The organism is Mucilaginibacter sp. AK015 (assembly GCF_014200785.1).
In the GTDB taxonomy this organism is placed as follows: Bacteria; Bacteroidota; Bacteroidia; order Sphingobacteriales; family Sphingobacteriaceae; genus Mucilaginibacter.
On record NZ_JACHCV010000003.1, the window covers coordinates 221208 to 234592 of the forward strand.

The 13385-nt window shown below is 44.4% G+C and carries 7 protein-coding genes; 3 read left to right on the forward strand and 4 right to left on the reverse strand.

Annotated features, from left to right (window positions below):
• Positions 1-5 precede the first annotated feature (5 nt).
• Positions 6-590, reverse strand: coding sequence for an RNA polymerase sigma factor (locus HDC91_RS13230; RefSeq protein ID WP_129877749.1), 585 nt, complete (start codon positions 588-590; stop codon positions 6-8).
• A gap of 401 nt (positions 591-991) precedes the next feature.
• Between HDC91_RS13230 and uvrA the strand changes: the two genes are divergently transcribed.
• Together uvrA and HDC91_RS13240 are read left to right on the forward strand one after the other, a co-directional pair.
• Positions 992-3865, forward strand: a complete 2874-nt coding sequence (gene uvrA, locus HDC91_RS13235) for an excinuclease ABC subunit UvrA (RefSeq protein ID WP_183552917.1) — start codon at positions 992-994, stop codon at positions 3863-3865.
• Between the two features lie 225 nt (positions 3866-4090).
• Positions 4091-6118: an IPT/TIG domain-containing protein gene (locus tag HDC91_RS13240; protein ID WP_183552920.1), complete on the forward strand. Its 2028-nt coding sequence runs from the start codon at positions 4091-4093 to the stop codon at positions 6116-6118.
• An 85-nt stretch (positions 6119-6203) separates the two neighbouring features.
• On the opposite strand, the gene HDC91_RS13245 is transcribed toward HDC91_RS13240, so the two are convergent.
• Both HDC91_RS13245 and tsaD read right to left on the reverse strand, forming a co-directional pair.
• Complete coding sequence (locus tag HDC91_RS13245) at positions 6204-6374, reverse strand: hypothetical protein (RefSeq protein WP_183552922.1); 171 nt, start codon at positions 6372-6374, stop codon at positions 6204-6206.
• A gap of 95 nt (positions 6375-6469) precedes the next feature.
• Positions 6470-7471 carry a tRNA (adenosine(37)-N6)-threonylcarbamoyltransferase complex transferase subunit TsaD gene (tsaD, locus tag HDC91_RS13250; RefSeq protein ID WP_183552924.1) on the reverse strand — a complete coding sequence of 334 codons (1002 nt, stop codon included), beginning with the start codon at positions 7469-7471 and terminating at the stop codon, positions 6470-6472.
• A 183-nt stretch (positions 7472-7654) separates the two neighbouring features.
• Here tsaD and HDC91_RS13255 point away from each other — a divergent pair, with 183 nt between their 5' ends.
• On the forward strand, positions 7655-12127 hold the full coding sequence (locus HDC91_RS13255; protein ID WP_183552931.1) for a translocation/assembly module TamB domain-containing protein: 4473 nt from the start codon (positions 7655-7657) through the stop codon (positions 12125-12127).
• On the opposite strand, the gene HDC91_RS13260 is transcribed toward HDC91_RS13255, so the two are convergent.
• On the reverse strand, positions 12124-13329 hold the full coding sequence (locus tag HDC91_RS13260) for a bifunctional 3,4-dihydroxy-2-butanone-4-phosphate synthase/GTP cyclohydrolase II (RefSeq protein ID WP_162430581.1): 1206 nt from the start codon (positions 13327-13329) through the stop codon (positions 12124-12126). The two genes, HDC91_RS13255 and HDC91_RS13260, sit on opposite strands and share 4 nt — an antisense overlap.
• Positions 13330-13385 lie beyond the last annotated feature (56 nt).

Below are 13385 nucleotides of genomic sequence, written 5' to 3' on the forward strand. Positions count from 1 at the left end.
CAGACTTAGTTTTTCAAGCTCATTTCCTTGCTTTGCATCATTTTACGCAGGTTATTCAGCGCATAACGCATACGGCCAAGCGCGGTGTTAATGCTTACATCAGTAACATCAGCAATTTCTTTAAAGCTCATATCGCCAAAGTGGCGCATAATAAGTACCTCTTTCTGCTCTGAGGGCAGTAGTTGTATCAGCGATTTCAAGTCTTTATGCGTTTGCTCACGTACCAGGCGATCTTCCGCGCTTTCATCGTAATGGCCCAGTACTTCAAAAATATCAAAATCATCGCCATTGCTTACCATAGGCGCGCGCTTTTCGCGGCGAAAATGGTCGATAACCAGGTTATGGCCTATACGGGTTACCCAGGGCAAAAACTTCCCCTCTTCGTTATACTTACCGGCCTTTAGCGTATTAATAACCTTAATAAACGTATCCTGAAAAATATCTTCGGCAAGGGCCTCGTCTTTTACAAGTAAATAAATGGAAGTGTAAATTTTTGATTGGTATCGCCTAATCAGCTCAACAAGTCCTGCCTCGTTACCGGCGATGTACAGATGGATTAGATCCTGATCACTTTTCAATTGAAAATCCATAGAAGCTACTAATAAACTAAATTAAATTTTTTGTCGTTATTAAAAGTAGAGTTCTATCTATAGCGTTTCTTTTAGGGTTTAAGAAAAATGTTACCCTCAAATATAATGATCTTAAAAAATAAAAACAAATATTTTTTAGCGGGGTATGTTATGTTCTTCTCGAAAGCCACGTGTCACTAAATTGCAAACTCTTTTATTAATAACTCATTAAGCTCTCGTATTACCAAAACTCATTTGGAAAAAGCTAAATATTTTAGGATTTTTGCATTTCCAAAAAGTTCATGGATAATAGATGATAGTTTATTGCAAACTATTGGTTAGATGCCCGGTTTTATCAAAGGTTTAACCTGTAAGGCAAATTTCTACCATGATCTATGGGCCATGAACGACCAACCAATACTATGATCAAGGAAGCAGAAAAAGATCCGCAGAAAAATATAATTATAAAGGGGGCAAGGGTACACAACCTGAAAAATATGGACGTGGCCATCCCAAAAAATAAGCTGGTGGTTATTACTGGCATGTCGGGGTCCGGCAAATCATCGCTGGCGTTTGACACCTTATATGCCGAGGGACAGCGCCGCTATGTAGAAAGCCTTTCATCATATGCCCGCCAGTTTTTAGGCCGTATGAATAAGCCCGATGTTGATTATATAAAGGGTATAGCACCGGCTATAGCCATTGAGCAAAAGGTTATTACCAGCAATCCACGATCTACTGTTGGTACGAGCACCGAAATATACGATTACCTTAAACTGCTTTTTTCTCGCGTTGGCAAAACTATTTCACCGGTATCGGGCGGGATAGTAAAGAAGGATAGCGTAACCGACGTTATTAATTTTATTACTACCCTGCCTGATGAAACACAGGTAACTATACTGTGCCCGTTGCACCCGCATAACAACCGCAGCATTAAAGAGGAACTGGCCGTTTTGATGCAAAAGGGATTTGTAAGGGTAGAGTACGACGGACGATTATCGCGTATAGAATCACTCTTGGAAGATGAAAGCATCGATAACGCCTCGATTGATACAGGGAAAAAGAAAAGTAAAAAAGACGATGCTGCCGACCACACGCAAACAACCACTGTTGATCCGCATGTGCGCATTGTTATTGACCGTATTACCAAAAATGAGGAAGATGAAACCATTAGCCGGCTGGCTGATAGTATACAAACCGCGTTTTTTGAAGGCAAGGGTGATTGCTTTGTGCGTTACCGCAAACCCGAGGAGGAGGAAGAAACCGAACGTTTCTTTTGCGACCGCTTTGAGCTTGACGGCATCCGCTTTGAAGAACCTACACCAAACTTCTTCAGCTTTAATAACCCTTACGGCGCTTGTAAGCGATGCGAGGGATATGGCAAGATCATCGGTATTGACGAGGACCTGGTTATTCCCGATAAAAGTAAGACTGTTTACGAAGGTGCTATTGCCCCCTGGCGCGGCGAAAAGATGCGCGAGTGGAACGATGTGCTGGTAAAAAACTCCCTGAAGTTTGATTTCCCTATCCACCGGCAGTATAACCAGCTTACCGAAGAACAGCAGCGCCTGCTTTGGACAGGCAATCAATATTTTCGCGGGCTGGATGCTTTCTTCAAGGAAATGGAGGAGCAAACTTATAAGATACAATACCGCGTGCTGCTATCGCGCTACCGCGGCAAAACTACCTGTCCGGAATGTAAGGGTAGCCGCCTGCGCAAAGATGCAACCTATGTAAAAATAGATGGGAAATCTATTACTGATGTGGTATTGATGCCTTTAGATACCGCACTGGAATTTTTCAGCAACCTGCAGCTGAACGAAACCGACCTTAAGATAGGCAAGCGGTTGCTTTTAGAGATCAACAACCGCCTTAGCTTTTTAAATGATGTGGGCCTGGCATACCTAACACTCAACCGTCTGTCAAACACCCTTTCGGGTGGCGAGTCGCAGCGCATTAACCTGGCCACGTCGCTGGGCAGTAGTTTGGTTGGGTCGATATATGTGTTAGATGAGCCAAGCATCGGCCTGCACCCACGTGATACGCAGCGCCTCATAACCGTATTAAGGTCGTTGCGCGATGTGGGGAATACTGTTTTGGTGGTTGAGCACGAAGAAGAGATCATGAAAGCCGCCGACCATATCATAGATATTGGCCCCGAGGCCGGCACGCATGGCGGCAACCTGATATTTACCGGTACTTACGACCAGATCATAGTTGATGACGATAGCCTTACCGGTAAATACTTGAGCGGGCGCGAAGAAATTGCAATCCCTAAAACCCGCCGCAAGTGGAGCGATTTTATCGAGATAAAGGGCGCCCGCGAAAATAACCTGAAACATGCCAATGCCAAGTTCCCGCTGGGTGTACTTACGGTGGTAACAGGTGTATCCGGATCGGGTAAAACCAGCCTGGTAAAACGCATACTGGCCCCCGCCTTGCAAAAAACGCTGGGCAATTACAGCGGCGACCAAAGCGGCGCTTTTGACAGTATTGAAGGCGATTATAATAAAATTGAACAGGTGGAACTGGTTGACCAAAACCCCATTGGCCGTTCGTCGCGCTCTAACCCGGTTACTTATGTCAAAGCCTGGGACGAGATACGTAACCTGTACGCTGCGCTGCCGGCAGCAAAAGCTGCCGGTTTAAAACCATCGGCATTTTCATTTAACGTTGAGGGCGGCCGCTGCGATGTTTGCCAGGGCGAGGGAGAAGTGAAGATAGAGATGCAGTTTATGGCGGATATCTTCCTGACCTGCGAAGCCTGCGGCGGTAAACGCTTCAAGCAGCATATACTGGATGTTACCTACCAGGATAAAAATGTATCGGAAGTACTGGAGATGACTATTGACGAGGCGCTAATATTTTTTGCCAAAGACGCTAAAATATTGGCCAAAATAAAACCACTGGTAGATGTTGGTTTAGGGTATGTACAGTTAGGGCAATCTTCAAACACGCTATCAGGCGGCGAGGCGCAGCGTATCAAGCTGGCATCTTTCCTGGTGAAGGGTAACAATACCCATAAAACACTATTTATATTTGATGAGCCTACAACAGGTCTGCACTTTGCCGATATCAAGAAATTGCTGAAATCATTCGACGCGCTTTTAGATCACGGCAACACCATTATCGTGATAGAACACAATATGGACGTGATCAAATGTGCCGACTGGGTGATCGACATTGGTCCCGAAGGCGGCGACCGCGGCGGTAACGTGGTTTTTGAAGGCACCCCCGAAAATCTCATCAAAGTTGAAGACAGCTATACCGGCAAGTTTTTGAAGGAAAGGTTTTAGTGATCAGATCAGAGGTTGAGAAAGCAAGGAAGGCGATGGAGTTATTCATCGCCTTTTTTATTCCTTAAATATCACCTGCAAAGTATAACCATCGTGTCATGGTAATTGTTGGTAACACGCCTTCCCGACGGCCCGCTGTTAGTACGCAGTAAAATATACCGTAAATACTGTATATGCCTGAGATTTTAATAATCAGAGATTTAACAAAATTAAAATCTCATCATAATGAAGCCCTATCTGAAAAAAATATTGAAAAAACCGGCCATCCTGGCCTTGCTTATTGTGGCGGTAAGCGCGTGCAAAAAAGAAACTGTAATTAAGCCAACGCCTGATCCGGAAGTTAAAACCTCTCCCGTTAAAGGTAAAATAGACGGAAAGGATTTCAATATACCGCAAAGTGGTATCAAAAGCACATTATTCAGCACCCCGGGCGATGGGGTAAAATCCCTGGAGACATCGGCCACGCTGGATGCCAACGGCAACAAGCTTACTTTTTTTATCGACGATTTGAAGAACGGCGCTATCGCCCTAACAAAAAAGTCGGGCACATCGCTTAACCCCGGCACTAAAACCATTAAAGTAAATGCGGGCACATCGCAAACCTATGTGCAGTACTTTAACAGCGGCAATGCTTATTACGCATTGTCGGGTTCTATCACCATCACCATCACCGATACCTATATTACGGTTAAATGGGACATCATGTTTAAGGATGCTGCCAACCATGAGTTCAGCTCATCAGGCGAGTTCACCATTACCTTTGCATCGGTTGTAACAAAACCAAAATCGGAGGTAAAAGACCCCACCCCGGTGGCTGATAAACCAACTATCGAAAACATTGCACCTACAAAAGGCCGTACCGGCGATACCGTGTCCATAACCGGTGTAAATTACAGTTCAACGCCCGCAGATGATCTGGTTAAATTCAATGGCGTAAATGCCGAGATCATATCAGCCACCGCTACCAAACTAATGGTTAAAGTGCCGGCAGGCGGCTCAACGGGCACTGTATCGGTTAAAGTTAAGAACAGCGAGGTTGCCACCGGACCCACGTTTACCTATATACAAGCGGCTACATTTACATCGTTTGCGCCGGCAAGCGCTAAAGCTGGCGATACCATAGTTGTAACAGGAACTAATTTTAGCACGACACCGGCAGACAATGTTGTACACTTTACCGGCCCGCAAAACAACCTGTTCACCGGTACAGTGATAGCTGCAACGGCCACGCAATTACAAGTTGTAGTGCCGCAGGGCGCCGTAACCGGCAAAATATATTTGACGGTTAACAGCGGCACTAAACTAACAAGCGCAACCGACTTTACGCTTGTGGTCCCGTCGCCAACAAACGGATGGACACAAGTAGATCTAACCGTAAGTCCGCAAACAGGGATCATGTCGGCCGCATCGGGTAGCCGAATATTTTTTACAAATGGCAAAACAGGCCGAAACCTGTACTACAGCAGCGACAAGGGTTTAACTTTCAATAATGTATTTAACAGCCTGCCGCTTACAAAAGATACCCTGAAAGTTAACTTTATTGTAGCCGATGGAAACTATTTTTACATAACCACTAACCTGGGCGTTGTAAAAACAGATGGCACAGTGTTCACCAAACTTATCGTAAACCCTAATTTGCCAAACCTGGGCTTTAACGGCATAGTCGCTAAAAGTGATAAGGTGTACCTGCTATCGGGCCAGTCATATTATATATCGCTGAATGGGGGAACCAGTTTCCAGGTAAAAAATGCGAGCTTAGGCGGCGCTACCAGGCTTGACCATATTGCAAGCGATGGAGGCGGTAAATATTTTTACGCCATTGATCCTACCTCCAACAAGTTTTACCGCTCTACCGACCAGGGGCAAACATGGCTGGTTACTACGGGAACTACAGGCACTTACTTTTTAAACGAAGGCTATAAAAATATCCTTTCGGCGCCTGCTTACACCTATGCTATATTCAGCACCAGTGCGCAAATAGCTGATAACCGCCTATATCAATCGCGCGGCCAGGGCGACGTATTTGTTAAGGTAAGTGACGAGCAGGTAAATGTGGTAAAACAATGGGGGGATTATGTGGCCTATGGCGGCACAAGTTTCAGCCTGTCGAACGATGTAGGCAATAGCTATAAAAAGTACACCATACCTCAGGGGGCTACCATTGCCGGTATCGAAAGGGTAGACAACATATTCTTTATTTTCTGCACTACTTCCGGCGGGCAGTCTGTAAAAATATATAAAAGGGCTTTCTAATACTGTATAAAGTACAGGTTAGAATTTTTGTAAGTGTTTTTTTATACGGCCCCTGCAAATGCGGGGGCCGTTGTTTTGGCTGCAATTATTTGCCCCCGGTTTTCCAGTACATGTAGGCTATACCCCCAATCACCAAAATAGCCAGTACAACAAGCCCGGTTATACCTTTGCGTTTATCCTGGCGCATTAACCAAAATAAAAAAGCAACAAGCGGCAGCACAAAAACCGCCCAAAAGATAAGAGAAGGAATGTTCATAATTTTTAGTACATAGTCAATGGTCGATAGACCAGAATGTTGTGTTTATCCGGAAGCAGGTCTATGAACTATCGTCTATAGACTAATCGACTTCCCTACATCGGCATACGTGCCAGCGGAGATACATCCTGCCCGGCAAATTCGCCTTTTAAATATTTATAGTAACCGGCAATGGCTATCATAGCCGCGTTATCGGTACAGTATTCAAATTTTGGTATAAAAACGTTCCAGCCGTGTTCGGCGCCAAGCCGGGTAAGCCCTTCGCGCAACCCGGTATTAGCCGATACACCGCCGGCCAGGGCTATATCTTTAATGTTGTATTCCTTGGCGGCACGTTTTAATTTGTTTAATAAAATAGTAGCGATGCGTTTTTCAACCGATGCGCAAATGTCGTTTATATTTTGCTTTATAAAATCGGGGTTAGCAGCAACGTTATCCCTTATAAAATAAAGGATGGCTGTTTTAAGTCCGCTAAAGCTAAAATCAAAGCCCGGTATCTGCGGCTCGGGGAATTTATAGGCATCAGGGTTACCACTGCGTGCATGCTTATCTATCAATGGGCCGCCCGGATAAGGCAGGCCTAATATTTTACTGGTCTTGTCCATCGCCTCGCCAGCCGCGTCGTCAAGGGTTTGGCCAATCACCTCCATATCGAAGTAGTCTTTTACCAAAACTATTTGCGTATGTCCCCCTGATACGGTAAGGCACAAAAAAGGAAAAGCAGGCTTGTTTGGGCCTATAAAGTGCGCAAGTATGTGCGCCTGCATATGGTTAATATCTATCAATGGCAGGTTTTTGGCAAGCGCGAAGGCCTTAGCGAACGAAACCCCAACCAAAAGTGAGCCTAAAAGCCCGGGGCCGCGCGTAAAAGCTACCGCATCAATATCATTTTTGCTTACTTTTGCGTTTAATAGTGCTTGTTGTACAGCAGGAACAATATTTTGCTGATGAACCCTTGAGGCAAGCTCGGGGACAACGCCGCCGTACGCTTCGTGGATGGTTTGATTGGCAATAACATTGCTTAGTATTTCGCCATCAACACAAACAGCTGCTGAGGTTTCATCACATGAAGATTCTATTCCTAATATTACCGGCACGTTATTAAGTAAAAGTCGAAAGTTAATGTCAAAACACTTATTACTTTAGACTATGGTCATAAATAAATTCAAAAAGTAAAACACTTAGTGCGTTTTTGAATTTTTACTTTTGAATTCTAAATTAAATACAAAGTTATTAAAAAAGTACTCAAAATAGCGTTAAGTATCGTATTGATAATTTTGTTGCTGATAAGCATATTGCTATTGCTTTTTCAGTACAAGCCGGTACAAACATGGGCGGCAAAAAAAGCCACTACTTATTTATCAAAAGAGCTTAACACAAAGGTTGATATAAAAAGCCTTTACATTAAGCCCTTTTCATCAGTAGTATTAGAAGGCCTGTACATTCTGGACAAGCAGCAGGATACCTTGTTAAGCACCCCAAAACTGATGGTAGAGCTTAGCGGCTTTTCGATCTTCAACAGCATCAAAAAAAAGAAGATAGATTTTGCATCCATTCAGCTGGACAACGGCTCTTTTTACCTAAAAAAGTTAAAAGACAGCACAACCAACCTTAAGTTTGTGCTCGATTACTTTAATTCGGGCGATACCACAAAAACAAAAAGCAAACCCTGGACACTTACCTTCGAAAAAATAGCCATTAATAACTTTCACTTCAGGTACAAGAACCACTTAAGGACAGAATTGGTAAAGGGTGTAAACTTTAACGATGTAGATCTTACCCATTTCAGCACCATTATACGAAATATGGATCTGAAAAATCACCTTTTTAAAGCCAGGATAGGTGGTTTAACCCTGCATGAAAAAAGTGGATTCGTTGTACGCAACCTTAATGCTAACGCTACCATCGATACCAACCAGATATTGCTTCAAAACCTTAACGTACAAACAGCGCATTCCAGCGTGAAGAATTTCTTTAAGATGAAATTCAAATCGTTTGATGATTTTGACGATTTTGAAAACAAGGTGAATATGGATGCCGATTTTAAATCGTCGCACCTGTCATCAAAAGACATAGCTTATTTTACCAGCACACTGGATAAAACGACCTTTGAGCTGGGCATAGACGGCCGCGTGCGCGGTATGGTAAGCAACCTGAAAGCCAAAAATCTTACCATTACAGCCGCCCAGGCCACATTTATAAAGGGCGACTTTAACTTAACCGGCCTACCCGATTGGAACAACACTTTTTTGCAGTTAAAGTTCGACCAGATAGCCACCAATAAAAAGGACCTGGACTACTTGTATAGCCACTTTATAGGCAAGCCAAACGCGAAAGTGCCGGATGTAGTGAGCAAATTTGGAAACGTAAATTTCACCGGCAGGTTTACCGGCCTGCAAAACGATTTTGTAGCATTTGGTACTTTTAAAACAAAATTGGGCCGTTTTGACCCGGATATTAACCTAAAAATAAATAAAGCGGGTGTACCGAGTTACAGCGGTAAAATTTCAACCAATAACTTTGACCTTGGCAGCTTGTTAAACGACAATGCACTTGGCCGCACTACGCTAAGGGCCAATATAAGCGGCAGCGGCGACGACCTGAAAAACCTGAATGTACGCGGCGACGCGAAAATTGCCTACCTGCAATTTAAGGGTTATGCTTACAGTAACATAACTACAAACGGCTCTTTTAACCGGAAAACAGCTATAGGCAGGTTAGCAATTAACGATAAAAATATTAAGCTGAACCTGGCAGGCAGTGTTAATTTAAACCCCAAATTGCCTATATACAATTTTACGGGCAGTGTGGGTAACGCGCACCTGCGCCAGCTTAAATTTGTAAAGGATACCATTTCCCTCAGCACCGATATCAGCACCAATTTTTCGGGCAATAACCTGGATAACCTGGACGGACGTATTTTACTTAGCAACACCCGTATAATAGACCCGCGAAACAACTACGTGGTTGATTCGGTTGCCTTAACCGCTGCCGGAAAGGGCGCTGCCAGGGTAATATCGCTGCGCTCTGATCTGGCCGACGGCAGCATTAAAGGCAGTTACGACCTGGCCACCCTGCCGTCATACTTTAAAACCATAGCCAAAAAATATATTCCGTCGTTAAAAACAGCCATTACCCCGCATCAGCCGCAAAATTTTGATTTTAACTTAGCGATAAAAAACATCGACCCGCTGCTGGCCATCTTTATGCCCACCATTAAGGTGCCTGAACAGGGCACTTTTGTAGGTAAGTTTAATTCTACCGAAAAAACAGCCACATTAAACGGCTATATCAAAACCATTAAACTGGGCAAAATAGTGTTTCATGATTTTATTATTGATGAGAGCACGGCTGACGACATGCTAGGCCTAAACGTATCCTTAAACCGTGTTGACCTCACCGACAGCCTGTACATCAAAAACATTAACATTACCAACTTTTTAAAGAACGACAGCCTCAACTTCAACGTAAAGTTATCTGATAAGGATGCCGCCAACCAGTTAGACCTTTACGGACTGGTAGAATTTGGCCGCGACACTACCGCTAAACTGGCAATATTACCATCAGATGTGATACTGGAACGCGAAAACTGGAAGATACAAGAGCAGGTAAAAATACGGCTGCTGGATGGTAAAACCCAGGTATCGGGATTTGAGTTATCAAACGGCGTCCAAAAAGTGCGTATAAACGGTTTTATATCCGACCGCACCGAAGACGAACTGAAAGTAACCTTTGATAAATTTAGTATGGCTACCATTAATCAGCTTACAAAAACATCAGGTGTACTGTTAAAAGGGTCCTTAAATGGCGATGTTACGTTGAGTTCCATCATGAAGAAACCCGGAATGGATGCAAACCTTAATATCGATTCGCTGGCGATGAACAAAACACTGGTGGGCAATGTCAAGATCGTCTCGAACCTTGATAATGCCCATAAGCAGGCCAGGGTAAACTTAAATATAACCAACCGTGGTTTAAAGACCATGAATATCGATGGTGTATACACACTGGCTCAGGAAAACGGCGATAATCTGAACTTCGACATTAAAATGGACCATACCGAAGCCATTATCTTTGAGCCTTTTATAAAAGAGTTGGTATCTGATATTAAAGGCACCGTATCAGCAAATCTGCAGTTATCCGGTTCGCCATCCAAGCCGCAACTTAACGGCGAGGTATCGTTAAATAATACGGGCGTTACTGTTAATTATCTTAAAACAGCGTACAGCGTAAACGAGAAACTGGCGGTAAGCAACAGTGTTATTAAGATTGATAAAATGGTGCTGAAAGACGGCCGTGGAGGCACGGGCGAGGCAAACGGAACGGTTGACCTTAACCAGATATCAAACCCTACGCTTGATATAACTGTACAAGCCCGTAACCTGATGGCGCTTAACACCACTTTTAAGGATAACCACCTTTATTACGGTACGGCCTACGGTAGCGGCACCTTTAGTTTTACGGGGCCCGTAGACAACATGAAGATAGACATCAAGGCGTCAACCGAAGCGGGCACTATATTTAATATTCCGTTAAATACCTCATCTACGGCGGCCGAATATGATTTCATCAGATTTGTGGACCATAACGATACCACTTTAAAAAAGCCAGTTGAAAAAAGCAAGGCATTTAATGGTGTTACGCTAAATTTTGACCTTACTGTTAATGAAAGTACAACCGTACGGATAAGTACAGATTATGGTGTATTAGAGGGTACAGGCCAGGCCCGCAACCTCAAATTGAATATCAACAGCCTGGGCGACTTTGAGATGTTTGGAGCTTTCCTGATCACATCGGGGAAGTTTGAGTTTACCGCGAAGGACTTTATCAGTAAAAACTTTGTGGTGAACGAAGGGGGCACCATTCGCTGGACGGGCAACCCCGCAAATGCCGAGATAAATTTGAAAGCCGTGTATGAAGTGCGTACCAATATTGTACCGTTGTACACCGCTGCCGGCCTGCAAGCGCCGCAGCCTAAGCAGGTACTGGTACAGGCCGAACTGATACTATCCAAATCATTGTTACAGCCTAATATCGATTTTAATTTTAACTTCCCGGTTGACCCATCAATTAAAGATGACCTTAGCACCTATCTGGCCGATAACAATAACCGGAGCCAACAAGCCCTCAGTATTATTGTACGGCGTAGCTTTGCATCGGGCACAGGCAGCAACTTAACCAACCAGGTATTGGGTACCGCCGGAGAAGCAGTGAGCGAATTTGCGTTTAATAAGCTTAACAGTTTTATCTCTCAATCAAACATCAAATATTTCGATTTGAATATACGGTCGTTCAATGATGCGAGCGCGTCACTTAAGTTTTTGAACGACAGGCTTCTTATAAACGGCAGTTTATACTCTAATAGCGGCACAAGCGACCTGTTCAATAATAAAACCAATTTACTGAATACAGACTTCAGGACACTAACCAAAGATTTCGAAATTCAATACCTGATACGAAAGGACGGTAATCTGCGGGCCAGGTACTCGTACCGGGCGTTAAACAGCACCACCCTGAACAGCATTAACGACGCGCTGGGTGTACAATATGTAAATGGTATAGGTTTAGTGTATCAGCGGGATTTTGATACGTTTGGTGAATTTTTGCGTAATATTTTCAGGCAAAGGCGCCGCCGTAACAACGATGCACCTAAAACCCCTTCACCCGTGCCCGCAACAAACATTGCAACACCGGTGCCTTCAAAGCCATCTGAGGACAACAATGCGAATGAGGATACCGAAGGTGATAATTAATGCTCGCGCATGATAGCATGGTCCATTTTATCGCGTTTGGTACGCAGGTAAGCTTCATTATGCGGGTTCGATTCGATCTCTATTGGCAGATTCTCGACCACTTCAAGCCCATATCCTATCAACCCAGCACGCTTTTTTGGATTATTGGTTAACAGGCGCATTTTAGAAATACCCAGGTTACGTAATATTTGCGCGCCTATGCCGTAATCACGCTGATCCATCTGGAAGCCCAGTTTGATATTGGCCTCAACAGTATCCAACCCATTCTCCTGCAAATGGTAGGCTTTAAGCTTATTTACAAGCCCGATACCCCGTCCCTCCTGGTTCATGTAAACCACCACACCTTTGCCTTCCTTACTTATCATTTCCATGGCTTTATGCAGCTGTGGGCCGCAATCGCACCGGCACGATCCAAAGATATCGCCGGTAACGCATGAACTGTGCACCCGCACCAAAACAGGTTCGCCGGGTTGCCATTCACCTTTTACCAGTGCTAAATGATTTTCGCCGGTATCCAACTGCGTATAAGCTATCATGTCAAAATCGCCCCATTGGGTTGGCATTTTTACCGATACCTCTTTGCGCACCAACGACTCGGTGTTCAAACGATACTCGATAAGGTCTTTTATCGAAATTATTTTAAGGTCAAACTCTTTGGCCATCACCAGCAGCTCGGGCAGGCGGGCCATATCGCCATCTTCCTTCATAATCTCGCATATTACGCCGGCAGGTTCAAAGCCGGCCAATACCGAAAGGTCTATAGCGGCCTCGGTATGCCCCGAACGGCGTAAAACTCCGCCATCCTTGGCAATCAGCGGGAAGATATGCCCCGGCCGCCCCAGGTCGGCAGGCCTGGTTGACGGGTCAATTAATGCCAAAGTTGTTTTAGACCGGTCTGTCGCGGATATGCCGGTTGTACAGCCATTACCAAGCAAATCTACCGATACAGTAAAATTCGTTTCGTGCGATGTGGTGTTACGGCTAACCATTGGTTCCAGTTCCAACTCGTGCGCGCGTTGCCTGGTTATAGGCGCACAAACAAGGCCGCGCCCATAACGAACCATAAAGTTGATAGTTTCGGGCGTAGCGTTCCGGGCGGCTGTTAAAAAATCGCCTTCGTTTTCGCGGTCCTCATCATCTACAACAATAATGGTTTTGCCTGCTTTTATAGCTTCTATTGCTTCCGGTATAGTGTTTAACATGTCTGCGTCAGTTTGTAAGAGAGATTGGCTGGTATAGTACAATTGCCGATACAACA

Bases quoted from the DNA above. Each gene is read 5' to 3' on its own strand.
- HDC91_RS13230 (WP_129877749.1), bottom strand. From the start codon at position 590: ATGGATTTTCAATTGAAAAGTGATCAGGATCTAATCCATCTGTACATC.
- uvrA (WP_183552917.1), top strand. From the start codon at position 992: ATGATCAAGGAAGCAGAAAAAGATCCGCAGAAAAATATAATTATAAAG.
- HDC91_RS13240 (WP_183552920.1), top strand. From the start codon at position 4,091: ATGAAGCCCTATCTGAAAAAAATATTGAAAAAACCGGCCATCCTGGCC.
- HDC91_RS13245 (WP_183552922.1), bottom strand. From the start codon at position 6,374: ATGAACATTCCTTCTCTTATCTTTTGGGCGGTTTTTGTGCTGCCGCTT.
- HDC91_RS13260 (WP_162430581.1), bottom strand. From the start codon at position 13,329: ATGTTAAACACTATACCGGAAGCAATAGAAGCTATAAAAGCAGGCAAA.